Here is a 24,792-nt window from a genome sequence, read left to right as displayed (position 1 = left end):
GTCAACCTTCTTCCCTGTCGCCGCCGATGACCGTCTCATGGACCCCGAACCGTTCAGGTACGACTCGGAGGTGCCGCCGGGCGAGGTGCGACACCTCAGATACGAAATCAGCGAGACGTACCTCGGCGACCCCGTCGAGATACCCGTCACCGTCATCAACGGCGAGCAGGGCGGCCCCTCGGTCTTCATGACCGCGGCGCTCCACGGCGACGAACTCAACGGCGTGAAGGTGATGCAGGAGGTCGCGAGCCGGTACAACCCCGCCGACATCCACGGCACCATCGTCTGCATCCACGTGGCGAACGTCCCGGGCTACCTCGCCCAACAGCGCTACATCCCCATCTACGACCTCGACCTGAATCGGTCGTTCCCCGGCCGCGACGGCGCGAACACGGCCGAGCGCATGGCGAACCAAATCTACCGCCGGTTCGTCGAGCCCTGCGACCTCGGCATCGACTTCCACACCTCGACGCGCAACCGGACGACCATGTACCACGTCCGCGCCGACATGAGCCGCCCCGAGGTCGCCCGCCTCGCGCGGTCGTTCGGCGCGAACCTCATCCTCTCGGGCGAGGCCGAGGCGAGTTCGCTCCGCACCGTCGCCACCAACGACGGGATTCCGACCATCACCGTCGAGATGGGCCGCGCCCACCGCTTCCAGCCGGCGATGGTCGACCGCGCGCTCGACGGCGTCGAGAGCGTCCTCGCAGAGTACGGCGTCCTCCCGGACGAGGCGGTTAGCTGGCCGGGCTGGACGCGCGTCATCGACTCCGCGACGGACAAGACGTGGCTCCGCGCCGACGTTGGCGGCCTCGTCGAGATGCAGTACGGCGACGTGCCGCTGGTCCACGAGGGCGACACCATCTGCACCATCTCGGACCACTTCAAGACGAGAGAAAAGCGCGTCTCGGCCCCCTTCACCGGCCTCGTCGCCGGCGTCCTCCAGAACCCGGTCGCCGCGCCCGGCCACCCGCTCTGTCACCTCGTCAGCGTCGACGACGCGACGCTCCGCGAGATAGAGCGCGAAATCGAGGCCGGCGAGTTTACCGAACGCCCGTGGAGTTAGGCGGGGCGAGACGAATCAGACGCGCTCGTGTCGCCTCATCCCCGCCCGGTCAGTCGTCCGCGCCGACCTGCTCGTGCGTGTGGTGGAAAAATCGGACGTGCGGCCGGCCGTCGCGTTCGACCGGCTCGAAGCAGACGCGTCGGTAGCGCTCGTTGTCGAGGAGGTTGACGAGCAGGCCGCGGTCGTGGAGCGAGACCGAGTCGTAGGGCGTCGCACAGACCGGACACAGTTCCGGGTCGGTCGCGTCGCTCATGCTCACTCGCCCGTGCCCGAACCGACCGCGTCAGCGACCCGCGAAATCGTCTCGAACTCGTCGTCCGCGTAGGCGACGAACCGAACGTCGCGGAGCGAAGTCGGCTCGAACGCCCGAATCTCCTCGCAGATGAGTCGCGCGCCGTCGACGAGGTCGAACCCGGCGACGCCGCAGCCGAGCGCCGGAATCACGAGCGACTCGCAGCCGCGGTCGTCCGCGGCCCGAAGGGCGTTTTTGTGGCATCGCGGATGCTCGCGGCGGTCGCTTGCGCGTCGCCGTAGTGGGGCATCGCCGCGGCGTGAATCACGACCTCGGCGTCGAGGTCGAAGGCGTCGGTGACGGCGACCGAGCCGAGGTCTATCGGCCCCTTCGCCATCGCGGCCTCGTTCAGTTCGGGACCGCCGCCGCGACGGAGCGCGCCCGCGACACCCGACCCCATTCGGAGACTCGTTCCCGCGGCGTTCACCAGCGCGTCGGCCGACTGGGCGGCGATATCGCCTTGGACGACGGTGAACTCCATGGTCAGGCGAGTCGGTCCATGTCCTCGTCGTCGAGGGCGATGTGCGAGGCCGCCACGTTGTCGCGGAGGTGCGAGACGCTGGACGTGCCGGGGATGGGGAGCATCACGTCCGACCGGTGCAGGAGCCACGCGAGGGCGATTTGCTGGGGCGTCGCGTCGTGTTTCTCCGCGACCGCGGCGACGGCGTCTGCTCGGTCACCGAGGTCGCCCGCGCCCAGCGGGTACCACGGGATGAAGCCGACGCCGTACTGCTCGCAGGCGTCGAGGCTGGCCTCGAACTCGCGGTCACCGACGTTGAACCGGTTCTGGACCGTGGCGATGTCGACGATGTCGCGCGCCTCGTCGAGCTGTTCGACCGAGACGTTCGAGAGGCCGACGTGTCGAATCAGCCCCTCGTCTTTCATCTCCGCGAGCGCGTGGACCGAGTCCTCGAAGGGGACGTGCGGGTCCGGGCGGTGGAGCTGATAGAGGTCGATGGTGTCCACGCGGAGGCGGTCGAGGCTCCCGAGGACGGCGTTCCGGAGGTAGTCGGGGTCGCCGTTGGGCTTCCAGTCGCCGTCGGTGTTGCGGAGCAGGCCGCCCTTCGTGGCGACCACGAGGTCGTCCGGGTAGGGCGCGAGCGCCTCGCCGATGAGGCGCTCGGAGACGGCGGGACCGTAGGAGTCCGCCGTGTCGATGAGGTCGACGCCGTGAGTGAGCGACTCGTGGAGGACCTTCTTCGCGTTCTCCACGTCGTCGGGCTCGCCGATGATGTCGTCGCCGGTGATACGCATCGCGCCGAAGCCGAGTCGGTGCACCGTGAGGTCGCCGCCGATATCGAACGTGCCGCTGGCGTTGTCGAGTCCCATGGGTACTGATTGGTCGCCAGACAGGTGGTCGTTTCGGCGGAGCGGCCGGGAACCCGCCGCGGAGCAGGGGGTGTTGAGCCGCCGAAACCCACACCCGTCGGCGGGCCGAACGGTCGCTATGGACCTCCTGTCGATGCGCTGGCGGCACACGCTGTTCGCCCACTGGCCGGTCGACCCCGAACTCGTGGAGCCGCGGCTCCCCGACCGGCTCTCGGTGGCCACTCACGACGGGCGGGCGTGGCTCGGTGTCGTCTCGTTCGACATGACGGACATCCGCCCGCGCGGGTCGCCCATCGGACTGGGGTTCCCCGAGGTGAACCTCCGGACCTACGTCGAACCCGCCGACGGCGGCCCCCGCGGCGTCTACTTCTTCACGCTCGACGCCGCGGACCGCCTCGGCGTGACGATGGCCCGACTGGGCTACCGGCTCCCGTACCACTACGCGAACATCTCGGTCGAAGAACGAGACGGCGCGGTCGACTACGAGAGCTACCGGCCGGCGACCGCCGAGACGCCGGCGGCGCGGTTCGAGGCGACCTACCGACCGACCGGCGAGGTCCGAACCCTCGACCCCGGCTCGCTCGACGCGTTCCTCGTCGAGAACTACCGCTTTTACACGGACGACTGGCCCGTCGTCATCGGCGATATCGACCACGACCCGTGGCCGATACAGGACGTGGAGGCGGAGATTCGCGCGAACACGATGTTCGAGGCCTGCGGCTTCGACCACCCCGGCGGCGACCCGATACTCCACTACGCGGCCGACCTCGACGTGACGGCGAAATCGCCCGCGGTACTCCGGTGACGCCGGTGGCTTCGGTGACGCCGCCTACTGGCCGTCGTCGGTCTCCACTGTCTCGACCGCCGGGTCGTGTCGCTCGTACCAGTCGAGAATCTGTTCCAGTCGGTGAGTCGCCCGCTCGGGCGTCGAAATCGAATGCTGTTCCTCCGGGTAGACGACGAGTTTGGCGTCGACGCCCTGCGCCTTCGCGGAGACGTAGAGCTGTTCGGACTGGCTCGGCGGACAGCGCCAGTCCTGCCCGCCCGCCATCACCAAAAGCGGCGTGTCGATGTTGCCGGCGTCGGTGATGGCCGACGAGGCGTCGAACGCCTCCGGGTTCTCCCACGGCAGGCCGAACTCGTATCTCGTCCACAGGTGGCTGTCGTCGGTACCGTACGACGACCGCAGGTCGTAGATGCCGTGTTCGGGAGCGGCCGCCGTCAGGAGGTCGGTCTGGGTCACGAGGTACCCCTGCGCGACGCCGCCGTAGGAGATGCCGTAGCCGAAGACGCGCTCCGGGTCGGTCCAGCCGCGGTCGACGAGGTCCTCGATGCCCGCGACGATGTCGTCCACCTCGACCGACCCCCACTTCCCTCGGAGCTGTTCCGCGAAGTCGCGGCCGTAAGAGGTGCTCCCGCGGTAGTTCACGCGCACGACGAGATAGCCGCGGGAGGTGAACACCGGGTGGTCGAACCGGAACGCCGGTTCGTCGTAGGCGATGGGGCCGCCGTGGATGGCGACGACCGTCGGATGCGGGTCGGGGTCGTCGAAGTCGAAGTCGGCGGGCGCGTAGACAACGCCCTCGACCTCCCAGCCGTCGCTCTCGAAGACGACGCGTCGGACCTGCGGCATCTCGTACTCGTCGGTGACGGTCTCGTTGAGCGCCGACAGCCGGGTGAACGACTCGGCGTGGGCCGCGTCGACCGCGTCGATGTCGGCCAGCGAGACGGCGTAGGCGTCCCAGCCGTCGGCCGGGTCGGAGACGAGCAGGCCGGCCGTATCGCCGGCGATGTGCAGTCCCTGTATCGCTCTGTACTCGCCCTGTGCGTCGAACACGCGTTCCGGGTCGTCGGCGTCGGGGTCGAGCCGAACGATGCGCGACTTCCCCTCGTCGGCGACGAGCGCGTAGAGTTCGTCGTCGCTCGCCCACGACAGCGAGGCCCCCAACGCGAGCGTCCGGTCGAGCGACGCGGAGACGGACCGGACCTCGCCGGAATCGAGGTCGGCGACGCGGATTTCGCGCGGGACGTACCAGTTCTCGTAGTCGCCCGCCTGAAACGCGATTCGGGAGCCATCGGGGCTCCAGCGCGGCGTCCCGGTCGTGTGGCCGCCACTCGTCAGCTTCCGGTCGTTCGCGCCGTCGGCGTCGATGACGAACAGGTCCTGTTCGAGCGTGTCGTCCGGGCGGTCGGCGTCGCAGGAGACGTAGGCGATTCGGTCGTCCGGCCCCCACGCGGGCTGGAGACCGCCGGCGTCGGCGAATGCGCCCGCGGCCGTCGCGTCGTCGAGGCGCTCCGTCTCGCCCGTGTCGAGGTCCACGACGAACAGGTAGGTCGTCACCGTGTCGGTCCAGCCGACGCCGTTGATTTTGTGTTGGAGCCGCTCGGTCACGACCGGCCCGCCGTCCTTCCGCTCGTCGAGATACGCGCGCTCGTCGTCGGTCGGGTCGCGCGCGGAGACGACGAGGCGGTCGCCGTCCGGCGACCAGTCGAACTCCGAGACGCCCTCGTCGAGGTCGGTGAGTTGGGTCGCATCACCGCCGAGTTCGAGGTCGAAACACCACACCTGCGGCTTGGGGCCGTCCTCGCCGCCTGCTGACAGTTCGTCGTCGGTATCGTCGGTGTCGTCGGTATCGTCGGTGTCGGTGTCGTCGGTCTCCTCGGCATCGGCGTCGGCATCATCAGCATCGTCGGCCTCTTCTTCGGTTTCGTCGTCCGCGCGGCCGACTCGCCGCGACAGGTCCTCATCGCGGGCGGCGACGAACGCGAGTCGGCTTCCGTCGGGCGACCACGTCGGAGACGACGCGCCGGGGAGACGAGTGAGCCGGTGCGGCTCTCGGGAGCCGTCGGCGGGGACCACGAACAGGGAGGCGACGCGTTCGTCCTCGTCGGGGTCGCACTCGGTCGCGGTGAAGGCGACCGTCGACCCGTCCGGCGAGACGGCGACCTCGCCGGTGACCGAGAGGTCGCTGAACGCTTCGGGAGGGAGTTCACCTGACATGGCTCGAAACGTTCGACCGAGTGACAAATAGATTTGTATCGGCGAACCCGCCGACCGCGTGCGGTCGACCCACCGCCCCCGTCCGAGCGAAGGTGAAACCTTCAAGCATCGCTGAACTAACCCGACGGACATGGCACTCATCGACACCGTGATGGCAACGCTCCACCTCGTCGTGGGCGGTCTCTGGACGGGGAGCGTCCTCTTTTTCGCGCTCGCCGTGTTGCCGACCGCCCGCGCCGGGAACATCCGCGCCGCCGCGTTCGAATCGGTCGTCTCGCGGCTGACGATGTGGTCCCGCGGGGCCTCGCTCGTGATGTTCGCCACCGGCGGCCACCTCGCCGGCACGCGCTACACCGCCGAGAGCCTGCTGGGCACCGGCCGCGGCCACCTCGTCCTCGGGATGCTCGCGCTCTGGTTCGTCCTGACCGGCCTCGTCGAAGTCGGCCGCGCCCGTGCGAAAGACGGCCTCGCGGAGAAGAAGGTCCGCACGCCCGCCGAGAAGGCCGCACCGTTCTATCTCGGTGCCGCGCTCGTCGCCGTCTTGCTCCTCGTCGACGCCGGCCTGCTCCTCAACTGACGCCGGCCCCGACTCCCGAGGACTCCGTAGAGTATCTATATCTACGTTCGAAAATATATATTCTGTACGACATGTTTATCATCTCGCTCCGGATGCATCCACGTGTATGCACGGGGACGAGACGCGCGCCACCGAGTCGCCGCTTCGAATCGAGTTGTGTCCCGACACCGGGCGGATTCGCGTCCACCGGGAGACCGCGCTGGGGACGTTCACGCGGACCATCGACCGATGAGTCCGGACGCCCCGCCGATAATCGGGGAGACGCCGGTTGGGTGCCCCGACGAGCGCGGTCCCGGTCCCGTGCTCGCACGCCTCGGCCGGCCGGTCTCGGAGACGCCGACCCGGCTCGCGGTCGTTGCCGACCCGCACGTCACGCCGACGGGCTCCGGTACGTGGAAGGCCTACCACCGGAGCGAGACGCGGCTTCGGACCGCCGTCTCGACCATCTCCGACCTCGACGTCGATGCGACGGTCCTCCTCGGCGACCTGACCCGCGACGGCCGCCCCGAGGAGTACGACGTGGTCGACGAACTCCTCCGCGACCTGCCGGGGCCGCGGGTCGCGGTGCCCGGCAACCACGACGTGCCGAAGCGCTGGGACGACTACGACGCCCCGACGCCGGCCGAGTTCGCGGCGCGCTACGCCGACGGCTCCCTCCCGTTCGTCCGCCGGGTCGGCGGCGTCGACATCGTCGGCCTCGACTCCGCCAGCGGCGGCCCGGACCTCGCTCTCACCGACACCCACGAGGGGGCCGTTCCCGACGCCCAACTCCGCTGGCTCGACACCGTCCTCGCTGACGCGGCGACCCCGGTCGTCGTCCTCCACCACAACGTCTTCCACCCTCGCCGCCACACCGGCCAGTTCCCCGACGCCGACTTCTACCAACTCCGCAACGCCGACGAACTCGCCGCGGTGCTCGCGAATCACGACGTGCCGCTCGTGCTCTCCGGACACATCCACTGGCCCGCGACGGCCGTGCGAGCCGGCGTCCGCGAACTCATCGCCCCGGCGACCTGCTCGTTCCCGCAGTCGTTCGTCGTGGTCGACATCGACCGCCGCGGGACGACCGTCCGACACGTCCCGCTCGCGGGGCCGAAAGGCATGGCCGAGGCGTACACCCTCGCCGCCAGCGGGGCCGCCCACGGGCAGGGCATCGCCGCGCACGCCGACCGCGGGCAGCTGTCGGCGCTCCCCCTCGTCGACGAGCGGAGGCCGCCGCGACGGATTGTCGGCTCGGACGTTCCGGGGGCGGTTCGATGGCGGTGAGCCTCGACCGCCTCGACGACGCCCGCGAGGCACTTCGCGCCGAGCGCCGCCGCTGCGTGGACGAACGCGAGGCGTTCCGGGCGTTCCGCCGCGAGGTCGCCGCGTCGCAGGCGACGGCGTCGGCTCCGAATCAGACCCCCGCGGCCGCGACGCTCGTCGGCCAGCGGGGCGGGCGGGGCGGAACCGACGCCGCGCTCTCCGGCCTGCGTCGGAGCTACGAGCGGACCGTGATGTCCGTCCCGCACTACGACGAGGAGTACGGCGACGACTTCGGGGAGAGCTTCGCCGCCGAGTTCGGCCCGGACGTTGCGACCGCGTTCCGGTCCGCGAGCGTTCTCTCGGCCCCGCTCCGGCGCACGATTGCAGCGGCCGCCGCCTCGTCGCTGGACGAGCGCGGGAAGTTCATCGACGTCGTCGACGAGGAGGCCGAGTCCGTGGCGTCGATGCGCGACGATATCGCATCCCTCCTCGGGCGGCTCGACGACCTCGACCGGACGCCGCTGTCCGACCGCGGCTTCGACGCGCTGTTGGCGCTTTACGAGGAGCTATCGGCGCTCCGCGAGCGACTCGAAGCACTCGTCGCGGCGCGACAGGAGACGATTTCACACCACCGACGGGCGCTCTCCGGGCTGGTGCCGGACGTGACGGAGTTCTTCTACGCCGACCTGTCGGTCCGGTACCCGGTGCTCGCGACGCTCGCGGCGGTCGGCTCGACGCTCGCCACCGCGACCCGACGGGTCGAACGCCACCTCGCCGCCACCCCGTAAGCCGATTCGGGCGCGGCCACAGTTATTTATCCGTTCAAGGAGACGCCGGAGTGTACGATGTTCACGCGCTCGGAGGGATTCCCGTGAATCGCCTCCACCCCCGTATCCGTCTTCTCTGGGTCGCTCGAGCGGTCGTGTTCGCGCTCGTCGCCGGCGGCGTAGCGACCGCGGCGACGCTGTTCGCGCCCGTCCCGATACCGACGTTCGTCCCCGTCGCGGTCGGCGGCGTCTTCCTCGTCGTCGGCGTCGCCGTCGCCCTGCTCCGGTATCGGGCGTGGGGCTACGAGGTCCGCGACGACTCGCTGTACCTCCAGCGCGGCGTCCTCACCAAGGTCAACACCGTGGTCCCGTTCGTCCGGGTCCAGCACGTCGACTCGGCCCGCGGCCCGCTCGAACGGCTCGTCGGCCTCGCATCGACCGTCGTCTACACCGCCGGCTCCCGCGGGGCCGACGTGGCGATTCCGGGGCTCACTCCGGAGGGCGCAGAGGACCTTCAGGACCGACTGAAGCGCCTCGCAATCGCGTCCGAGGGCGACGACGCGGTATGACCCGGCTGTCGCCGCTCTCGGTGCCCTATCGGGCGGTCCAGCGCAGCGCCAGCATCGCCTTTGCGCTCGCGTTCCTCGCGTTCACCGGCGGGACCACGTTCGGCGGGTTCCTCGGCGGTCTCGGCGCGGTCGCGCTCGTCGGCGTCGTCGTGGTCGCCATCGCCGGCTACGAACTCGCCTACTTCCGCCGGTTCGAGTACGAACTCACGCCGGACACGCTGGACATCCGGTCGGGCGTGTTCTCCCGGCGCAACCGCGAGATTCCCTACCGGCGCATCCAGAACGTCGACATCTCCCGCAACGTCGCCCAGCGGCTGGTCGGTATCGCCGCCGTGGACCTCGAAACCGCGGGCGGCGGCGAGACCGAAGGCAGTCTCCGATTCGTCAGCTACGAGGAGGCCCGCCGCATCCAGTCGGAGGTCGCCCGCCTGAAACGCGGCGGTAAAGACGGCGACGCGTCCGAACCCGAACAGGAACTGCTGTTCGAACTGACGCCCCGCGAGTTGGCCATCGTCGGCGCGCTGTCGTTCGACCTCCGACTGCCCGGTCTCGTCTTCGTGTTCGGGTCGACCGTCTTCCCCATCGTCGCGTCGTACGTGGACGTGCCGGTCCCCGCCGGGAGCGCCGCGGCCGCGAGCGTCGGCATCCTCGCGGTGGGCCTCCTCGTCGCGCTCGTCTCGTGGGCCGCCGGCTTCGCCTCCGCGGTGGTGAACTACTACGGCTTCCGACTGACCCGCGTCGGCGACGAACTCCAGTACGAACGCGGCCTCCTCCAGCGCTACAACGGGTCGATTCCGCTCGACAAACTCCAGACGCTCACCGTCGAGGACAACCCCCTGAAGCGCCGGTTCGGCTACGCGACGCTCCTCGTCGAGACCGCGGGCTACGCCCCCAGCTCCGACGGGACAAACGGGTCCGGCGGCGGCGGTCGCGGCTCCGAAGCGGCCATCCCGCTTGCGACCCGCGACCGCGTGCTTGGCCTCGTCGCCGACCTCGAAGGCGTCGAGCTGCCGACGTTCGAGGGGCCGCCGACGCGCATCCGCCGGCGCTACGCCGTCCGCTACTCGCTCGTCCTCGGGGGTGCGACGCTCGCGCTCTACGGCGCGGACCGGCTCCTCCCGCAGGAGATCCCGTGGTTCGTCCCGCTGGCGCTCGTCCCGGTGGCCGTCGTCGCCGGCGCGCTCCAGTGGCGGCACCGCGGCTACGCGCTCACCGAGGACCACATCGTCACCCGAAACGGATTCTGGAAGCGCGAGACGCGCTTCGTCCCCTACTACCGGGTGCAGACGGTCATCGAGCGCCGGACGATTTTCCAGCGTCGCTGGCGGGTCTCGACGGTCACGGCCGACACCGCGGGGAGCATCTCTCTCGTCGGTGGCGACGCGACCGCCGTCGACATCGAAGTCATCGACGCGGCGGAGCTTCGAGAGACGCTGAACGACCGCCTCCGCGAGGCGCTTTCGGCGCGCCGCGAGGCCCGACAGCAGTCCCGACACGCCGCACTCGGCATCCGCGCCGCGGAGCCGGACCGCGACGCCGACGCATCGGATTCGGTGGCAGTCACCGACGCCGAGGCCGACGTGAGCCAGACCCCCGAGTTCGTCGAGGAAGCCGAACCCGCGGCCGCCGGGGGCGACGCCGACGCTGAAGATGCTGCGGACACTGGAGACACCGACGACGCTGACACCGACGACAACGCAGACACCGAGGACGACGCCGACGAGCCGGCGAGAGCGGACGACCCCTTCATCTGGGGCGAGTCGGTCGAGTCTGAGGGCGAGGACGACGAAGACGCGGACGACCCCGATGAATCGAGCGACGAGCGGGATGCTATATAGAGTCGGGACGAAACGTAATCCAATGACGCGAACAGTGCTGGAGTCGCTCTTGACCGGGAACGCGCGACACGTCGAGAGCCTCGGCGTCGACCACTTCGAGGGCGTCCGCGAGGCGCAGTCGCCGGCGGTCGTCTCGGTGAGCTGTTCGGACTCCCGCGTCCCCGCCGACGCGGTCTGGAGCGCCGACGAGGCCGGCGAGCTGTTCACGTCGGTCAACGTCGGCAACCAAGTGTGGACCGAAGTCGACGGGCGACTCGTCGTCAACGACGCCGTCGGCTACGCGGTGTCGGCGCTCAAGTCGACCGACGTGGTCGTCCTCGGCCACACGGGCTGTGGCGCGGTGACGGCCGCCTACGCGACGGCCACCGGCGAGAGTGTCGGAGACCTGCCCGCGTCGGTCGAAGCCGCCGTCTCGCGGCTCGTCCCGCTCGTCGAGGAGGCCCGCGAACTCGGCGTGTTCGACGCGGACACGCCGGGCGGCGAGGCGGTCAACCGACTCGTCGAGTACGCGGTCGTCCGACAGGTGGAGTATCTCACCGAGAGCGCCGAGGTTCCCGAATCGACCGACTGCTGGGGCTTCGTCTACGACTTCCAGCGCGTCTACGGCGACGACGACGGCGCGGCCTACCTCGTCGCGGCCAACGGCGAGTCGGACCCCGAGGCGCTCGCGGACGTGGTTCCCGATGGATTCGAAGAGCGTGTACGGTCGATTCGGTGAAAGGTGATTGGCGGGCAGTTCGAGGAGATTTGATCCGTTGGAACCCGTGATTTCTGGTATCTCCGGCCTACGAACAAGAAGACCTCAGAAACGGGAAACAATATGCCCCAAACTGAAATTAAGAAACCAGCTCTAAGTAGATCGATGGGTGCTCAGGAGCCGAAATCGTATCCGGCATGGTTATTTTCTCACAGGAGGGTGATTAACGCAAATGGAAGGAAGCGGACTCAGCCCAAGCGGAGATAGTCAGCCGTATAACCTGAAGGGGTATGATAAGATTAGTTTATTTATTGCTGCATTTTTATATTTTGGTTCAGAACTAAACATAATATCATTCCAAACGGCCGTTATTTCGTTCCTTTTTGTTATTATATTATATCTCGTCCTGGATAGCTAAATACATGTTATATATTCTACCATTTAAGTTAGGACGACCCTCCGCTCTCCCTCAGTCGTCCCGAGCGTCGTCGATGACGTTCGAGAACTCGCGGGCCGTCTCGGTGATGACCTCGAAGTCGCCGTTTTCGATTGCCTCGTCGTCCATGAGCGCGCCGCCCGCGCCGACGACGACCGCGCCGGCGTCGATGTAGTCCGCGGCGTTGTCGAGGCCGACGCCGCCGGTCGGCATCATCGGAATCTGCGGGAGCGGCCCCTTCATGCTCTTGAGGTGACCGGGGCCGAGCGAAGACGCGGGGAACACCTTCACGAGGTCCGCGCCCGCGGAGTACGCGTCGGTCGCCTCGGTCGGTGTCATGATGCCCGGCGCGACGAGCGTCCCGTAGCGGTTGCAGGTCTCGACGACGCCCTCGTCGAAGTTCGGCCCGACGACGAACTCCGCGCCGGCCTGGATGGCCGCGTTGGCGGTCGGCGCGTCGAGAACGGTCCCTGCCCCGACGATCGCCTCGCGGTCCGAGAAGGACGCCGACACCTCGCGGATGAGGTCCATCGCGTCGGGGTTGTCGGCCGTGATTTCGTAGGCGGTGACGCCGCCCTCGTGGAGCGCGTCGGCCACGTCGATGATGGTGTCCGCGTCCGCGCCGCGCATCACCGCGACGACGCCGCTGTCGGCGAGTCGTTGCATGTCCTCGTGTACGTCGAGTGCGACCATCGTTGTCTCGACGTTTACTACATATCGTATTAAATTGGGGGCCTCGCGGCATCGCTTCGGTCGCACGACGGGGGCTGCGGCGGCAGTCGCATCCTCGTGAGTGAGCCCGAAAGAGCATAATTTTTTGACAGTTCTGTACGAACTACGACCGTGTCACCGACATCGACGACGCCCACGGACGGCGGCTCGAACGTCGTTCCGCCGGATAAATCGCTGTTCGCCGAAATCGCACCGTTCCGTCTGGCGGTCGGCGTCGTCTTTTGTGCCTTCGCCGTCGGCGCGGTCGCCTTCGGCTGGCTCCCGCCGATGAGCGCCGACGTGGTCGGCATCGCGCTCCTCTGTGTGGTCTTCCTCGCCGGCGGCTTCGTCCCGTTCAACGGAACCCTCGCGTTCTACGTCGCGCAGGCCGCGGCGTTCCTCGTCTGGGGCGCGCTCCGGTTGGCGGTCGACGGCTTCGACGTGATTCCGCTCCTGTTGGGCGCGGCCGGGGCCGTCGGCCTCGCGGTCTACGGCCGGCGGGCGCTCCGCGACGGGCTCAGGGCGCTGGTCTGAGTCGGCCTCGCTTCGCTCTCGTCTCACTCCCTGACGGTCAACACGGGCACGACCGAGAGCCTGACGACCCGTTCGGTCGTGCTCCCGAGAATCGCGTGTTCGAGCCCGGTTCGTCCGTGGGTCGCCATCACCACGAGGTCCGCGTCGGTCTCGGCGGTTGCGTCCAGAATCTCCCGGTACGGCACGCCGATTCGGATTTCGGTCGCACAGTCGACGCCCGCGTCTCCGGCGAGCGATGCGATTTCCTCGACGGCCATCTCGGCCGCGTCGCGGAGGCTCGCGCGCACTCGTTCGACCGGCACGTCGGCGGCGGTCCACAGCCCGAGGTCGTCGACCTCGATGACCGAGAGGGCGCGAATCGATCCGCCGGACGTACCCGCGAGGTCGATGGCACGGCGGGCCGCCGCGCGGGAGCGGGCGCTGCCGTCGGTGGGGACGAGAACGGTATCGTACATATCAGTTCATTGGCGTCCCGACGATATCGTCTTTTGTGCCGGCGTCGGAACGGGCGGGCGACGCCGTCGCTCGGCGGGGAGAAAACGGAGCACGGAGGTCAGCGGAGCCGCGGTGCGGTCGGCGTCGAGCCCCTCAGACGCGGGTGCGGGGTTTGGGGGCGACCCGGCGGACGCTCGCGGCGGCCGCGACGAGCAGGCCGCCGAAGAGGACGGACACGAGGAGTTCCGGAGCGACGGTCAGGCCGTCGATGCCGCCGAACGTCGTAAACAGCGCGTAGCCGGCGACCGCCGTGAGGGCGATGCCGATGACGACCGCGAGGCCGATGCCAGCTTTCATCAAGTCGAGGTTGCTCATGGTCGCTTGAGCCTACGCGAGACGACCGAATATAAACGGAGACTGCTTCCCAGCGTCCGGGAAACTGACCGGGAGTCTCCCACGCTATCGCGGGGGATTTATGTTGGCACGCGGGTCGTCGCGCGACGGGACCGCGGCGACGAACCGGAAAATCAGAGGGTCGAAACCGTGCGTCGAAAACGTGTGCCCGAGTCGTCGGCTACGCCGCCGACTCAGACCCCTCGCCGTAGAGCCCGTACAGCACGAACAGCAGGGCGAGGAACAGGAACTCGATGACCGCCACGGCGATGAGCGGGAGTTCGACGTTGAAGAACCCCGCGACCGTGCGCAGCTCGATAGCGATGGGGACGCTAATCGCGATGAGGACGAGCGCCCGCGCCTTCGTGAGCTTCACGCGACCACCCCCCAGAGGGTGTTAAAGGCGCTCGTGACCGTCGTCAACACGAGGTCGACGCCGGCCGAGACGGTCGCCGGGACGGGGAGGCCGCCGCCGAACAGCCCGCCGCCGTTCTGGATGATGCCGGCCAGCGGGAGCGTGTATGCGAGCACGACGAGCACCGCCGCGATACCGGTCCACATCGTCAGGTTGTCGAGGATGCGCGGGCTTCCCTCGGGCCCCGAAAGCGGCTCGGGTAGGTAGGAGTCGACCGGGCGGTCGGACTCCTCGCCGAGCGAGGTCAGGAGGATGTTGAACAGGAACAGCACCACCGACAGGAACAGGAGCGTCCCGCCGAGGGCAATCTGCACCCGAAGCTCGAAGATACTCCCGATGGGCGTCAGGAACTCGAAGTTCTGGTACTGCGGTTCGGCGGTGCGCCGCGGGATGCCGGCGAGGCCGGCGCGGTGCATCGCGTTCGACATGAACACCATGCCAACGAACCACATGATGACCTGCAAGAGGCCGATGGGGCGGCTGTAAAGCTTCCTCCCCGTGACCTGCGGAACGAGCCAGTACGACCCGGCCATCATCGTCAGCGCGACGGCCGTGCCGACGGTGAGGTGGAAGTGCCCCGGCACCCACAGCGTGTTGTGGATGAGGTAGTTGATGTTCATCCCGGCGTTAATCATGCCGGAGAAGCCGCCGGCGGCGAACATCGCGCCCGCGAGGGCCATGCCGGTGAAGGCGGGGTCGCGCCACGGGAGCGCGCCGAGCCAGCGGAGGTAGCCCTCACCGCCGCGTTGGCGCGCGCCGTGTTCGACGCTGGCGACGACGGTGAACGCAGTCAGCAGCGACGGGAGGAGCAGGAACATCGTGTTCGTCATGGCGATGAATTTGAAGCCCTCCGCGATACCGGGGTCGAGGTACTGGTGGTGAATCCCGACCGGCGTCGAAAGCAGGAGGAACAACACGAACACCACGCGTGCGAGCGGGTCGCTGAACAGTCGCCCGCCCGCGAGCTTGGGGAGCACGGTGTACCAAAGCAGGTACGCCGGCATCAGCCAGAAGTAGACGATGGGGTGGCCGAAGTACCAAAAGAGCGTCCGCGTCAGAAGCGGGTTGACGCTCTCGATGAGGCCGAGCGACCACGGGATGAGGAAGAACACCACCGAGACGGCGACGCCGAGGGTGGAGATGTACCACATAATCATGGTCGTGAGGACCATGAACGTCTGCAACGGGATGCGCTCGTCGGAGTGCTCCTGCCGCCACGCCCGGTAGGAGAGGAACCAGTCCGCGCCGGCGAGCCACGTCCCGACGATGAACATCGCGAGTCCGATGTAGAATATCGGATGGGCTTGGAGCGGCGCGTAGAACGTGAACAGCACGTCCGCGCTCATGCCGAGGTTCGGGACGAGGCCGCCGAGGATGGCGACGGTGGCCAGAACCGTGCCCGTCGTCATCAGGCCGACCCACGCCCACGAGAACAGCGCGCTCTCGGCGGGCCGGTCGAGGCTTCTGGCGACCGCCCAGTGGAACACCCCACAGAGGAAGAAGATGGTGAAGACGATGGCGAGCAGCACGCCGTGGCCCGTCAACACCGTGTAGTAGTCCGCCGAGTCGATGACGCGGAGGACGTTCGTGCGGTGAAGCGCCTGAATGAGACCGAAGAAGGCCCCGATGCCGAGCGAGACGAACGCGATGAGGAAACTCGCCTTGATGATTGCCGCCTCGTCGGGGAACTTATCGACGAACTCGCTGCCGCCGCCGGACGCGGTCGCCATCAGTTCTCAGCCTCCCCTTGCGTCTGCTGCTGTTCGTACCAACTGTCGAATTCTCCTTGTTCCATAACCACAATCTTCCCTTCCATCACGTGGTGGCCGGAGCCACAGTACTCGTTGCACAACATCCCGTACTCGCCGGCCTCTTCGAACTGGACGGTGAACTCCGAGACCTGCCCGGGAATCGCCATCGTGTTCGCGTTCGTGCCGACGACCTCGAAGCCGTGGATGACGTCGGCGGCGGTCACGTGGAAGGTGACCGTGCTGCCGGCGGGAACGCGAAGCGGCTCGGTCGTCCCGGGTTCGAAGACGAACTGGCGGGCGACCACGTACACGTCGTAGCTGTTCTCACCGGTCCGCTCGATGCCGGGGTCACCGAACTTCGGGTGCTGGTCGAGCGTCGCCGGGTCGACCGTGCCGCCTTTGTCGTCTATCATCTCGATACCCGCGCCGGCGGCCCCGTAGGTAATCGTCCCGATGAACCCGACGATGAGGACGAGCGCCAGCGCCAACCAGAGCTTCTCGTAGGCGTGAATCTCCATCTACCCCACCACCGTGAGACCACGTCCGAGGAACTCGACGAAGTACATGAACACCCACATGCCGATGAGAATCGCCATGTAGATGAGCACGAGCACGAGCGTCCCGACCGGGTCGAAATCGTCGTGTTCGAGTTCGCGAACGATACCGTCGTCGGCCGTCCCGACGATAGAATCCACCGGGGGGTCAGTCTGCCCGGAATCACCTTGGGAATCCGCGTTTGCTGGCACGCCGCCATCGGTGGACGCGCGCGCGGCAGAGGACGCGGCTCCCTCTGCTGTCGAATCAACGGCCATACCCGGTCATGAGGAATAACGGGACTTTAACGCAACACCCCATTCCAACGCGGTGGGAATAGGCGAAATCAGAAACACCGTGGTCGCGAATGGACCGATATGGAACTCACGCCACGGCGCGCCGGAACCGTCGCACTGCTCGCGCTCCTGCCAGCGGTCATCTTCGGCGTGACGCAAAACCCCCTCGCAGGGGTCGTCACGGCCGTCAACGTGCTTCTCATCTCGACAACCATCTACCTCCTCATGAGTCCGACCGAGGGCGGACACGGCCACGACGGCGACGCCGACCCCGAGACCGACGCCGAACACGCCGCCTGAGATGGACGGCGGCATCTCGCTCGGACTGCCGGCCGCGACCCCCGAGGCGGCGGCGTTTCTCCTCGTCGGCCTCTTCGGCGGGGCGCACTGCCTCGGGATGTGCGGCCCGCTCGTCAGCGTTTACGCCGACCGCCTCGCTGACCGCGAGGGTGTCGATAGTCGGTCGCTCACGCTCCGGCAGGTCCGCCAACACGCCCTGTTCAACGTCGGCCGGGCGCTGAGCTACGCCGCCATCGGAGCCGTCTTCGCCCTCGTCGGCGGCCTGTTTTTCGACGCGTTCGACTCGGTGGTCGCCGTCGGCAGCGGCGTCCGCGGGGCGACCGGGCTACTCGTCGGGGCCGCTATCATCCTCACCGGCGTCGGCTACCTCGTCGGCCAGTCGGCCGCCATCGACCGGTTCACTCCGACCGCGGTGACGCGCCTGTTCGGCCGCGTCAGCGGGTGGGCGACCGCCCGCGTCGATAGGCTCGTCGGCGGGCCGCGAATCCTCGGGCTCGGGGCGATTCACGGCCTGCTCCCGTGTCCCATCATCTACCCGGCGTACCTGTACGCCTTCTCGACGGGCGACCCGCTCCGGGCCGCCGCCTTACTCGGCCTGCTCGGCCTCGGGACGATTCCGACGCTGTTCCTCTACGGGACGCTCCTCGGTCGCGTCTCGGCGCGCCGGCGGGCGACGCTCCACCGGGCGCTCGGGGCGGCGTTCCTCGTCCTCGGATACATTCCGCTGTCACACGGCCTGATGCTTCTGGGCGTGTCGGTCCCGCACCTTCACGTACCCTTCTACCAACCGTTGTGACGATGTCGACTTCGACGCGGTCCCGCGGGTCGGCCGGCGGCAAGAGCGACGCCGGCGGCGACAGCGAAGGCTGTGACCTCTGCGGCCTGCCGACGCCGACGCCGCCCGTCACCGGCGACGAGGTGGACGGCGAGTTCTGCTGTCGCGGCTGTCTCGAAATCACCCGCGCGCTCGGTGACGCCGCGAGCGCCGACCCCGAGACGGTCGAACGCGAACTCGCGGGCGAGACAGACGAAGTGCCCGACGACGCCGAGCGGACATACATGGCCGTCGAGGGGATGCACTGCGCCACCTGCGAAGCGTTCGTCTCCGGGACTGCGCGGACCTGCGAGGGCGTCTACGCCGCCGAGGCGAGCTACGCCAACGACATGGTTCGCGTCACCTACGACCCGGAGGCCGCCGATTTAGATGGGTTGTCCGGGACGCTCGCGCGCTACGGCTACGGCACGCGCGACCCCGAGGAGCGCGAGGCGGCCGAGCGTTCGGACAATCAGGTCGCCCGGTTCGTCATCGGCGGCGGCGTCTTCGGCATGATGGTGATGCTGTGGTACGTCCTGTTTCTGTACCCGACCTACGTCGGCTTTCAGCCGGTGGTCGAACTCGGCGTCTTCGACGGTATCTACATCCTCGGCAACATCTGGGTGATGACCTCCATCGTCCTGTTCTACACCGGCTTTCCCATCCTCCGGGGGGCGCTCGTCAGCCTCCGCGCCGGCCAGCCGAACATGGACCTGCTCGTCTCGCTGGCGGCGACGAGCGCCTACGTCTACTCGACGGCCGCCGTCCTCGTCGGCGAGACCCACGTCTACTTCGACGTGACCGTCGCCATCATCCTCGTCGTCACGCTCGGCAACTACTACGAGGACCGCATCAAGCGGAAGGCCGCCGGGATGCTCTCGGACCTCGCGGCCTCCCGCGTCTCGGAGGCCCGCCGGAGGGTCGAAGGCGACGCCGACGGCTCCGGCGACACCGCCGTCGAGACGGTCGCGCTCGACGCGCTCGAATCGGGCGACCTCGTGGAGGTCCGACCGGGCGAGCGCGTCCCGGTCGATGGGACGGTCCGCGAGGGGACCGCCGCGGTCGACGAGGCGCTCGTCACCGGCGAGTCGATGCCGCGGACGAAGCGCCCCGGCGACGACGTGCTCGGCGGCACCGTCGTCACCGACCGCCCGCTCGTCGTCGCGGTCGGCGAGGACGCGACGAGCACGCTCGACCGGCTGGTCGAACTGCTCTGGGACATCCAGAGCGCCCGCTCGGGCGTCCAGCGCCTCGCCGACAAACTGGCGACCATCTTCGTGCCGACGGTACTCGTCCTCGCCGTCGTCGCCTTCGGCTGGACCCTCTTCGGCGGCGGCACGCCGACCGACGCGCTCCTCGTCGGCCTCACGGTCCTCATCGTCTCGTGCCCGTGCGCCCTCGGCCTCGCCACGCCGTTGGCGGTCGCCTCGGGCATCAAGGAGGCCTCGGGCCGGGGCATCGTCGTCGCCTCCGAGGCCGTCTTCGAGGCCGTCCCCGACGTGGACGTGGTCGTCTTCGACAAGACCGGGACGCTCACCGACGGCGACATGGCGGTCCTCCGGGTCGTCGGTGACGACGAGAACGCCGCGGTCGCCGCGGCCGCCGCACTCGAACGGTTCTCGGCGCACCCGATAGCGACTGCGGTCGTGGAGGCGGCCGAAGACCGAATCGAGGCGGCGGGGGCGGATGCGTCGATTCCCGACGTTGCGGCCGACGACGTGACCGTCCACGACCGCGGCGTCTCGGGGGCAGTCGACGGCGAGCGCGGGCGCGTCGTCGTCGGTCATCCCTCGCTCCTCCGCGACGAGGGCGTGACGCTCGCGCCGGCCCACGAGGACGCCGTCGAGGCCGCCCGCGACGAGGGCGCGGTGCCGGTTGTCGTCGGCTGGGGCGGGCGTTCTCGGGCGGTGCTCGTCGTCGGCGACGAACCGCGCGAGGCGTGGGACGACGTGGTTGCGGCTGTCGCTGACAACGGCCGCCGCGAGGTCGTGGTCCTCACGGGCGACTCCGAGCGCGCCGCGCGCCGGTTCCGCGACCACCCGGACGTGACAGACGTGTTCGCGGGCGTGCCGCCGGAGGCGAAAGCCGAGACGGTCGAACGCCTCCGCGCCCGGGGGACCGTGGCGATGGTCGGTGACGGGAGCAACGACGCGCCCGCGCTCGCCGCCGCCGACATCGGCATCGCGCTCGGCACGGGGACGGACATCGCGGGCGACGCCGCCGACGCGGTGCTCGTCGGCCGCGACATCGACGCGATACCCGAAGTGTTCTCGCTTTCGACCGGGGTGAACCGCCGCATCCGCGGCAACCTCGCGTGGGCGTTCGGCTACAACGCGGTCGCCATCCCGCTTGCCGCCCTCGGCGTGCTCAACCCGCTTTTCGCCGCCGTCGCCATGGGCACGTCGAGCCTGCTCGTCGTCGCCAACTCGGCGCGGTCGCTCGACTGAGTCACCTTCCCGAGACGATCACCGAAAGCGGACCAGTCAAGTCGCTCCGTCTCGTCGGGAACGATAATGACAGACGACCCCTTCTCGCTCGCCGTTCCGGAGGGGTGGACCGTCGAGACCGACGTGGACACCGACGAGGCGAGCGCTAAGACCGTCTACGAGTCGCCCGACTCGGACCGGCGCGTCACCATCACCGAGTTCGCGCGCGGGCTGACGCTCTACTGGTGGGTCGACATCTTCGCCTTCGCTGACGGCGAGTGGCACCGCCGCGAGGTCGGCCTCGGTGACTCCTACCGCGACGTGGACGCCGTGAGCGACGCCGCACAGGACGCCCTCGACCGGCTCGCGTCGTCGGGCGAGCGAATCGAATCGGTAGCCGACGACTGATTTATCACGGTCGCTACGCGACCGGCATACATGTACCTCGTCGCCTACGACGGCTCTCGGCTGGCGAACGCCGCGCTCGACAGGGCCGCGCAGTTCGCGTCGGCCACCGGCCACGACGTGCTCGCGGTTGCCGTCGTCCCCGACGATTCGGCGTACGCCGTCGAGGCGGGGTGGGTCCCGTCGCGGGAGGTGTTCGACCGGCAGACGGTCGTCGGAGAACTCCACGAGACCGCGGTCGACATCGCACCGTCGGCGTCGTTTCAGGCGGTCACGGTCGGTCGGGACCCCGCGCCCGGGAACATCGTCGCGGAGCTCAGGACGGTCGCGTCCGAGACGGACGCGAGCGTCATCTTCGTCGGGAGCGAGAACGCGGGTCGCGTCGTCGTCCCGCTCGTCAGCGTCGGCGGGAACGTCGCGAGCGACGACGACCACGACGTGCACATCGTCCGCCACGCACCCCCGGAGATTCACCGGCGGTTCCCCAAATCGCATTTCTACCTCCCCTGAGCGTCGACCCGACGCCCGCGGCTCGACGCCCGTGGCCCGACACTCGGGCCTCGACGCCTGTGGCCCGACGCCCGGGACCCCGACGCCGTCGCACCACCGTTTCATGTGTCGCGGCCGCGAACGTCACGTATGCGAGATATCAGATTCGTCTACACCGTCGGCACCGACCCCGAAACGGTCGCTGAACGCCTGTCGAACGCCTCGTCGGGCGTGCTGTCGCTGGCCGACTGCGGCCGCTCGTATGCGATTCCCGCGCACGTCTCCTACGACGCCGACGGCGGTCGACTCCTGTTCCGACTGACCGACGACGGCGAAAGCGAGAAGTTCGCGTTCATCGAGGAGACGGAGGAGGCGACGTTCGTCTGCTACGAGGACGCCGGCAAAGACTCGTGGAGCATCATGGCCCGCGGGTCGATTCGCGTCCTCCCGGACGACGAGCGCCCCGACGCGGCGACGATAAACGACCTGTTCGGCGGCGTCCGCGTGTTCGACGAGGAAGTCGACGACCTCGAATTCCACCTCGTCGAACTCGAACTCGACGAGTTGACGGGCCGCGAAACGGCCAGGTGAGCCGTGCGGGCGTCGGGATTCCGGGCTCGGAGGCGGTCGGCCGTCGGGTCAGTAGAACCCGACGACCGGCTCATCGGCCGCGAGCGAGGTCGCAACCACGCGGTCGACGCGGGGATGCTCACCGAGCCAACCGGCGATTTCCGCGGCCGTCTCGGCCAGTCGCTCGTCGTCAACCATGTTGAGTACCGGGACGACCCGCGCCGTCTCGGGCACGCCTTTCATCCCGCCGCGGTCGTTCGACAGCACGGCGGCCACGTCCCACTCGGATATCGCGTCGCTGACCGCCGTCCCCGACACGTCGGAGACGAGTTCCGGCCGGTGGACGCGCTCGTCGGAGAGCGGCTCCCCGACGACCCGGACGCTGGCGACCGGGCAGACGAGGTCCGCGGTGTCCGGGAGTTGCGGTTCGTTCTCGCCGGGCGCTTTCAGCCAGCGCGAGCGCGCGCCGTCGGCCTTGACCAGCACCACGTCGTCGGTGGCGCGCGCGATTCGGTCGACCGTCGCCGGGTCGTAGCCGCGGTAGCGGTCGGAGCGCTCGCGCTCCGGCACGACGCCGAGCGGGCGGGGCTGCGTCTCCGCGACGGCGGTCTCCGGGTCGTCGGTGACGACCACCTCGGCCACCTCGTCGTCGAAGATTGGGATGCGAACGGTGCTCGTGACCACGCCGTCGAGGTCGCGGGCGAGTCGGTAGAGAAGCGACTTCTTGCCGCCCGCGCCGACGGCGCAGACGAGGTCGTCCGGGCCGATACCGAGGGCGTCGGCGAGCGTCGGAGGCGAGGCACTCGGCGCGGGCGACGCCGACGGATCAGTCATCGGCCGCCACCTCCGGTTCGACCGTCACGCGGACGGCGCTGTGTTTGTACTCCGGTATCTTCGCGGTCGGGTCGAGCGCGTCGCCGGTCAGCCGGTTCACGAGCGGGTCGGCGTAGTGGAACGTGGCGAAGACGGTCCCGCGGCGGACGGCGGGCGTCACCTCGGCCGCGACCGTGACCGCCCCGCGGTCGTTTTCGACGCGGACGGTCGCACCGTCGTCGATGCCGCGGGCGGCGGCGTCGTCGGGATGAATCTGCAAGCTATCCTCGCCGCGCATCCGCATCAGCACGCCCGACCGCCGGGTGAGCGCGCCGCTGTTGAACTGTTGGAGGACGCGCCCCGTCACGAGGACGAGTTCGCCGTCGGCGACGGGGTCCGCCGGGTCGACGTGGTCGACCACCCGGAACGGGGCGGTCTTCGACCCCGACTCGAACGCGTCGGCGTGGAGGATTGCGGTCCCCTCGGTCGCGCCCTCGGGGAACGGCCAGCGCTGGCTCCCAGTTCCGATGCCGTCGTACGACATCCCGGCGTAGATGGGCGCGACCCGCCGGAGTTCGTCGAAGACGCCCTCGGGGGTCGCCGGCGCGTCGAGGCCGGCCACGCGGGCGGCGAACTCCCGGAGGATATCGAGGTCGGCGCGGGCGTCCCCCGGCGGCGCGACGTTCCGGTGCATCCGGATGACCTGCCGGTCGGTGTTCGTCACCGTCCCCGACTTCTCGGCCCAGACGCTCCCGGGGAGCACCACGTCCGCGAATTCGACCGTCTCGGTCGGGAACACGTCGTGGACGACGCAGAAGTCGAGCGCCTCGAACGCCTCGCGGACGCGGTTCGCGTTCGGCTCTGTCACGGCGGGGTTCTCGCCGAAGACGTAGGCCGCCCGCACCTCGTCGCCGAAGCGGTGGGTCGCTTCGACCTCCGTGAGCCCCGGCAGGCCGGGGGGTTCGAACCCCCACACGTCGGCAACGGCGGCACGGGCGTCGTCGTCGGTGACGGGTCGATACCCCGGCAGGACGTTCGGGAGCGCACCCACGTCGCCCGCGCCCTGCACGTTGTTCTGCCCGCGGAGGGGGTTGACGCCGGTGCCCGCCTTCCCGACGTTGCCGGTCAAAAGCGGGAGGTTGATGAGCGCCTGCACGTTGTCGGTTCCGCAGTGGTGTTGGCTCATCCCCATCCCGGTGAAGACGGCCGCGCGGCCGGCCTCGCCGTAGGCGCTCGCGGCGGCTCTGAGGTCGTCGGGGGCGACGCCGGCGCGCTCGGCCTCCGCGTCGATGTCGAGGCCCGAGAGGGACTCGCGGAGCGCCTCGAACCCCGTGGTGCGCTCGGCGACGAACGCCTCGTCGACCAGTCCCTCCTCGACGATGACGGCGGCCATCGCGTTGAGAAGCGGGATGTCGAACCCCGGCTTCACCGGGAGGTGGATGTCCGCCGCCTTCGTCGTCTGGTTCGCCCGGGGGTCGACGTGAATCATCGTCGTCCCCGACTTGAGCGCCGGCAACAGGTACGACCGGAAGATGACCGGGTGCTGTTCGGCGGGGTTCGCGCCGGTCACGAGGAACACGTCGGCCTCACCGAGGTCCGAAAGCGAGTTCGTCATCGCCCCCGCACCGAAGCGGTCGCCCATCGCCGCCACCGTCGAGGCGTGACAGAGCCGCGCGCAGTTGTCGACGTTGTTCGTCCCGAGCGCCCGCGCCGTCTTCTGGAGCAGGTAGTTCTCTTCGTTCGTGCAGTTCGACGACGAGAAGAAGAAAAGCGAGTCCGGGCCGTGGTCCGCGACGACGCGGGAGAACTCGCGTTCGACGCGGTCGAACGCCTCGTCCCACGTCGCCTCGACGAGCCGGCCGTTCACTCGCACCAGCGGGGTGGTCAGGCGCTCGTCGTGGTCGACCACGTCCCACGCCGCGGCCCCCTTGGGACAGAGTTCGCCCCGCGTGTTGACCGGGCCGTTCCACCCGACGGCGCTCCCGCGGTCGGCGTCGTAACGGATGCCGCAGCCGACGCCGCAGTACGGACAGACGCTCTCGCTCGATGCCGCCACCCGATCAGGCACGCTGACACACCACACACATGG

The 24,792-nt window shown here is 68.9% G+C and carries 28 protein-coding genes and 1 pseudogene; 16 read left to right on the top strand and 13 right to left on the bottom strand.

All coding sequences use genetic code 11. From position 1 onward, the window contains the following. The first annotated feature begins 37 nt into the window (after window positions 1-37). Window positions 38-1,066 carry a succinylglutamate desuccinylase/aspartoacylase family protein gene (locus ACSR87_RS12415; RefSeq protein WP_008573471.1) on the top strand — a complete coding sequence of 343 codons (1,029 nt, stop codon included), beginning with the start codon at window positions 38-40 and terminating at the stop codon, window positions 1,064-1,066. A 49-nt stretch (window positions 1,067-1,115) separates the two neighbouring features. On the opposite strand, the gene ACSR87_RS12410 is transcribed toward ACSR87_RS12415, so the two are convergent. From ACSR87_RS12410 to ACSR87_RS12400, 3 genes and pseudogenes are all read right to left on the bottom strand, one after another. Next, on the bottom strand, window positions 1,116-1,319 hold the full coding sequence (locus ACSR87_RS12410; protein ID WP_004064159.1) for a DUF8145 family protein: 204 nt from the start codon (window positions 1,317-1,319) through the stop codon (window positions 1,116-1,118). Window positions 1,320-1,321: 2 nt separating this feature from the next. Then, window positions 1,322-1,839, bottom strand: a pseudogene (locus ACSR87_RS12405) (macro domain-containing protein). A 2-nt stretch (window positions 1,840-1,841) separates the two neighbouring features. Next, window positions 1,842-2,687: an aldo/keto reductase gene (locus ACSR87_RS12400; protein WP_498530677.1), complete on the bottom strand. Its 846-nt coding sequence runs from the start codon at window positions 2,685-2,687 to the stop codon at window positions 1,842-1,844. A gap of 118 nt (window positions 2,688-2,805) precedes the next feature. Here ACSR87_RS12400 and ACSR87_RS12395 point away from each other — a divergent pair, with 118 nt between their 5' ends. Beyond that, on the top strand, window positions 2,806-3,492 hold the full coding sequence (locus ACSR87_RS12395; RefSeq protein ID WP_498530676.1) for a YqjF family protein: 687 nt from the start codon (window positions 2,806-2,808) through the stop codon (window positions 3,490-3,492). Between the two features lie 24 nt (window positions 3,493-3,516). Here the strand turns inward: ACSR87_RS12395 and ACSR87_RS12390 are convergent, their stop codons facing one another. Continuing rightward, the gene (locus ACSR87_RS12390; RefSeq protein ID WP_498530675.1) at window positions 3,517-5,688 is read right to left on the bottom strand and encodes a S9 family peptidase; all 2,172 of its coding nucleotides are present in this window, start codon (window positions 5,686-5,688) and stop codon (window positions 3,517-3,519) included. 130 nt (window positions 5,689-5,818) lie between these two features. Here ACSR87_RS12390 and ACSR87_RS12385 point away from each other — a divergent pair, with 130 nt between their 5' ends. The 7 genes from ACSR87_RS12385 to ACSR87_RS12355 all read left to right on the top strand — a co-directional run bounded on the left by ACSR87_RS12385 (window position 5,819) and on the right by ACSR87_RS12355 (window position 11,402). Beyond that, window positions 5,819-6,265 carry a transporter gene (locus tag ACSR87_RS12385; protein WP_115891321.1) on the top strand — a complete coding sequence of 149 codons (447 nt, stop codon included), beginning with the start codon at window positions 5,819-5,821 and terminating at the stop codon, window positions 6,263-6,265. A gap of 106 nt (window positions 6,266-6,371) precedes the next feature. Then, a complete protein-coding gene (locus ACSR87_RS12380; RefSeq protein WP_004043988.1) occupies window positions 6,372-6,497 on the top strand; it encodes a hypothetical protein in 126 nt (41 codons plus the stop codon). Continuing rightward, a complete protein-coding gene (locus ACSR87_RS12375) occupies window positions 6,494-7,531 on the top strand; it encodes a metallophosphoesterase family protein (RefSeq protein WP_498530674.1) in 1,038 nt (345 codons plus the stop codon). The genes ACSR87_RS12380 and ACSR87_RS12375 overlap by 4 nt, the downstream gene beginning before the upstream one ends. Then, entirely contained in the window at window positions 7,522-8,298 is a 777-nt protein-coding gene (locus ACSR87_RS12370) for a DUF7260 family protein (RefSeq protein WP_498530673.1), read from the top strand. The genes ACSR87_RS12375 and ACSR87_RS12370 overlap by 10 nt, the downstream gene beginning before the upstream one ends. 134 nt (window positions 8,299-8,432) lie before the next feature. Beyond that, window positions 8,433-8,846, top strand: a complete 414-nt coding sequence (locus tag ACSR87_RS12365; RefSeq protein ID WP_008573459.1) for a PH domain-containing protein — start codon at window positions 8,433-8,435, stop codon at window positions 8,844-8,846. Then, the gene (locus ACSR87_RS12360; protein WP_498530672.1) at window positions 8,843-10,684 is read left to right on the top strand and encodes a PH domain-containing protein; all 1,842 of its coding nucleotides are present in this window, start codon (window positions 8,843-8,845) and stop codon (window positions 10,682-10,684) included. Before ACSR87_RS12365 ends, ACSR87_RS12360 begins: the two co-directional genes overlap by 4 nt. Window positions 10,685-10,706: 22 nt before the next feature. Further along, window positions 10,707-11,402 (top strand): carbonic anhydrase, encoded by a 696-nt coding sequence (locus ACSR87_RS12355; protein ID WP_498530671.1) that lies wholly within the window; start codon window positions 10,707-10,709, stop codon window positions 11,400-11,402. 448 nt (window positions 11,403-11,850) lie between these two features. On the opposite strand, the gene ACSR87_RS12350 is transcribed toward ACSR87_RS12355, so the two are convergent. Next, a complete protein-coding gene (locus ACSR87_RS12350; RefSeq protein WP_498530670.1) occupies window positions 11,851-12,510 on the bottom strand; it encodes a bifunctional 4-hydroxy-2-oxoglutarate aldolase/2-dehydro-3-deoxy-phosphogluconate aldolase in 660 nt (219 codons plus the stop codon). Between the two features lie 150 nt (window positions 12,511-12,660). On the opposite strand from ACSR87_RS12350, the gene ACSR87_RS12345 reads away from it, so the two are divergent. Further along, window positions 12,661-13,062, top strand: coding sequence for a hypothetical protein (locus ACSR87_RS12345; RefSeq protein ID WP_498530669.1), 402 nt, complete (start codon window positions 12,661-12,663; stop codon window positions 13,060-13,062). 23 nt (window positions 13,063-13,085) lie between these two features. Here the strand turns inward: ACSR87_RS12345 and ACSR87_RS12340 are convergent, their stop codons facing one another. The 6 genes from ACSR87_RS12340 to ACSR87_RS12315 form a co-directional block, all read right to left on the bottom strand. Further along, the gene (locus ACSR87_RS12340; protein ID WP_498530668.1) at window positions 13,086-13,517 is read right to left on the bottom strand and encodes a universal stress protein; all 432 of its coding nucleotides are present in this window, start codon (window positions 13,515-13,517) and stop codon (window positions 13,086-13,088) included. Window positions 13,518-13,650: 133 nt separating this feature from the next. After that, the gene (locus tag ACSR87_RS12335; RefSeq protein ID WP_004064191.1) at window positions 13,651-13,872 is read right to left on the bottom strand and encodes a hypothetical protein; all 222 of its coding nucleotides are present in this window, start codon (window positions 13,870-13,872) and stop codon (window positions 13,651-13,653) included. 199 nt (window positions 13,873-14,071) lie between these two features. Continuing rightward, window positions 14,072-14,266, bottom strand: a complete 195-nt coding sequence (locus tag ACSR87_RS12330) for a CbaC protein (protein WP_498530667.1) — start codon at window positions 14,264-14,266, stop codon at window positions 14,072-14,074. Continuing rightward, window positions 14,263-16,035, bottom strand: coding sequence for a b(o/a)3-type cytochrome-c oxidase subunit 1 (locus ACSR87_RS12325; RefSeq protein ID WP_008573452.1), 1,773 nt, complete (start codon window positions 16,033-16,035; stop codon window positions 14,263-14,265). Before ACSR87_RS12325 ends, ACSR87_RS12330 begins: the two co-directional genes overlap by 4 nt. Further along, window positions 16,035-16,574, bottom strand: a complete 540-nt coding sequence (locus ACSR87_RS12320; RefSeq protein ID WP_498530666.1) for a cytochrome c oxidase subunit II — start codon at window positions 16,572-16,574, stop codon at window positions 16,035-16,037. The genes ACSR87_RS12325 and ACSR87_RS12320 overlap by 1 nt, the downstream gene beginning before the upstream one ends. After that, entirely contained in the window at window positions 16,575-16,802 is a 228-nt protein-coding gene (locus ACSR87_RS12315) for a hypothetical protein (RefSeq protein WP_498531065.1), read from the bottom strand. A gap of 165 nt (window positions 16,803-16,967) precedes the next feature. Here ACSR87_RS12315 and ACSR87_RS12310 point away from each other — a divergent pair, with 165 nt between their 5' ends. The 6 genes from ACSR87_RS12310 to ACSR87_RS12285 all read left to right on the top strand — a co-directional run bounded on the left by ACSR87_RS12310 (window position 16,968) and on the right by ACSR87_RS12285 (window position 21,911). Beyond that, the gene (locus ACSR87_RS12310) at window positions 16,968-17,186 is read left to right on the top strand and encodes a DUF8131 family protein (protein WP_004064201.1); all 219 of its coding nucleotides are present in this window, start codon (window positions 16,968-16,970) and stop codon (window positions 17,184-17,186) included. A 1-nt stretch (window position 17,187) separates the two neighbouring features. Further along, the gene (locus tag ACSR87_RS12305) at window positions 17,188-17,982 is read left to right on the top strand and encodes a sulfite exporter TauE/SafE family protein (protein WP_008573450.1); all 795 of its coding nucleotides are present in this window, start codon (window positions 17,188-17,190) and stop codon (window positions 17,980-17,982) included. A gap of 2 nt (window positions 17,983-17,984) precedes the next feature. Next, complete coding sequence (locus tag ACSR87_RS12300; RefSeq protein ID WP_498530665.1) at window positions 17,985-20,447, top strand: heavy metal translocating P-type ATPase; 2,463 nt, start codon at window positions 17,985-17,987, stop codon at window positions 20,445-20,447. Between the two features lie 66 nt (window positions 20,448-20,513). Next, the gene (locus ACSR87_RS12295; RefSeq protein ID WP_004044006.1) at window positions 20,514-20,834 is read left to right on the top strand and encodes a hypothetical protein; all 321 of its coding nucleotides are present in this window, start codon (window positions 20,514-20,516) and stop codon (window positions 20,832-20,834) included. Between the two features lie 30 nt (window positions 20,835-20,864). After that, window positions 20,865-21,341 (top strand): universal stress protein, encoded by a 477-nt coding sequence (locus tag ACSR87_RS12290; protein ID WP_498530664.1) that lies wholly within the window; start codon window positions 20,865-20,867, stop codon window positions 21,339-21,341. Between the two features lie 129 nt (window positions 21,342-21,470). Beyond that, complete coding sequence (locus tag ACSR87_RS12285; RefSeq protein WP_498530663.1) at window positions 21,471-21,911, top strand: pyridoxamine 5'-phosphate oxidase family protein; 441 nt, start codon at window positions 21,471-21,473, stop codon at window positions 21,909-21,911. 48 nt (window positions 21,912-21,959) lie between these two features. Here ACSR87_RS12285 and yqeC read toward each other — a convergent pair whose 3' ends face one another. Both yqeC and fdhF read right to left on the bottom strand, forming a co-directional pair. Further along, entirely contained in the window at window positions 21,960-22,724 is a 765-nt protein-coding gene (gene yqeC, locus ACSR87_RS12280; RefSeq protein WP_498530662.1) for a selenium cofactor biosynthesis protein YqeC, read from the bottom strand. Further along, window positions 22,717-24,759, bottom strand: a complete 2,043-nt coding sequence (gene fdhF / locus ACSR87_RS12275; protein WP_498531064.1) for a formate dehydrogenase subunit alpha — start codon at window positions 24,757-24,759, stop codon at window positions 22,717-22,719. The genes yqeC and fdhF overlap by 8 nt, the downstream gene beginning before the upstream one ends. Window positions 24,760-24,792 lie beyond the last annotated feature (33 nt).

The organism is Haloferax sp. SDI50 (genome assembly GCF_059802635.1).
This window is presented reverse-complemented; position numbering and strand designations above follow the sequence as displayed.

What these genes read in the sequence shown, in the direction of transcription:
- ACSR87_RS12415 (WP_008573471.1), top strand. Translation starts at nt 38, where the DNA reads ATGGACCCCGAACCGTTCAGGTACGACTCGGAGGTGCCGCCGGGCGAG.
- ACSR87_RS12410 (WP_004064159.1), bottom strand. Translation starts at nt 1,319, where the DNA reads ATGAGCGACGCGACCGACCCGGAACTGTGTCCGGTCTGTGCGACGCCC.
- ACSR87_RS12400 (WP_498530677.1), bottom strand. Translation starts at nt 2,687, where the DNA reads ATGGGACTCGACAACGCCAGCGGCACGTTCGATATCGGCGGCGACCTC.
- ACSR87_RS12395 (WP_498530676.1), top strand. Translation starts at nt 2,806, where the DNA reads ATGGACCTCCTGTCGATGCGCTGGCGGCACACGCTGTTCGCCCACTGG.
- ACSR87_RS12390 (WP_498530675.1), bottom strand. Translation starts at nt 5,688, where the DNA reads ATGTCAGGTGAACTCCCTCCCGAAGCGTTCAGCGACCTCTCGGTCACC.
- ACSR87_RS12385 (WP_115891321.1), top strand. Translation starts at nt 5,819, where the DNA reads ATGGCACTCATCGACACCGTGATGGCAACGCTCCACCTCGTCGTGGGC.
- ACSR87_RS12380 (WP_004043988.1), top strand. Translation starts at nt 6,372, where the DNA reads ATGCACGGGGACGAGACGCGCGCCACCGAGTCGCCGCTTCGAATCGAG.
- ACSR87_RS12375 (WP_498530674.1), top strand. Translation starts at nt 6,494, where the DNA reads ATGAGTCCGGACGCCCCGCCGATAATCGGGGAGACGCCGGTTGGGTGC.
- ACSR87_RS12370 (WP_498530673.1), top strand. Translation starts at nt 7,522, where the DNA reads ATGGCGGTGAGCCTCGACCGCCTCGACGACGCCCGCGAGGCACTTCGC.
- ACSR87_RS12360 (WP_498530672.1), top strand. Translation starts at nt 8,843, where the DNA reads ATGACCCGGCTGTCGCCGCTCTCGGTGCCCTATCGGGCGGTCCAGCGC.
- ACSR87_RS12355 (WP_498530671.1), top strand. Translation starts at nt 10,707, where the DNA reads ATGACGCGAACAGTGCTGGAGTCGCTCTTGACCGGGAACGCGCGACAC.
- ACSR87_RS12350 (WP_498530670.1), bottom strand. Translation starts at nt 12,510, where the DNA reads ATGGTCGCACTCGACGTACACGAGGACATGCAACGACTCGCCGACAGC.
- ACSR87_RS12340 (WP_498530668.1), bottom strand. Translation starts at nt 13,517, where the DNA reads ATGTACGATACCGTTCTCGTCCCCACCGACGGCAGCGCCCGCTCCCGC.
- ACSR87_RS12335 (WP_004064191.1), bottom strand. Translation starts at nt 13,872, where the DNA reads ATGAGCAACCTCGACTTGATGAAAGCTGGCATCGGCCTCGCGGTCGTC.
- ACSR87_RS12325 (WP_008573452.1), bottom strand. Translation starts at nt 16,035, where the DNA reads ATGGCGACCGCGTCCGGCGGCGGCAGCGAGTTCGTCGATAAGTTCCCC.
- ACSR87_RS12320 (WP_498530666.1), bottom strand. Translation starts at nt 16,574, where the DNA reads ATGGAGATTCACGCCTACGAGAAGCTCTGGTTGGCGCTGGCGCTCGTC.
- ACSR87_RS12310 (WP_004064201.1), top strand. Translation starts at nt 16,968, where the DNA reads ATGGAACTCACGCCACGGCGCGCCGGAACCGTCGCACTGCTCGCGCTC.
- ACSR87_RS12305 (WP_008573450.1), top strand. Translation starts at nt 17,188, where the DNA reads ATGGACGGCGGCATCTCGCTCGGACTGCCGGCCGCGACCCCCGAGGCG.
- ACSR87_RS12300 (WP_498530665.1), top strand. Translation starts at nt 17,985, where the DNA reads ATGTCGACTTCGACGCGGTCCCGCGGGTCGGCCGGCGGCAAGAGCGAC.
- ACSR87_RS12295 (WP_004044006.1), top strand. Translation starts at nt 20,514, where the DNA reads ATGACAGACGACCCCTTCTCGCTCGCCGTTCCGGAGGGGTGGACCGTC.
- ACSR87_RS12290 (WP_498530664.1), top strand. Translation starts at nt 20,865, where the DNA reads ATGTACCTCGTCGCCTACGACGGCTCTCGGCTGGCGAACGCCGCGCTC.
- ACSR87_RS12285 (WP_498530663.1), top strand. Translation starts at nt 21,471, where the DNA reads ATGCGAGATATCAGATTCGTCTACACCGTCGGCACCGACCCCGAAACG.
- yqeC (WP_498530662.1), bottom strand. Translation starts at nt 22,724, where the DNA reads ATGACTGATCCGTCGGCGTCGCCCGCGCCGAGTGCCTCGCCTCCGACG.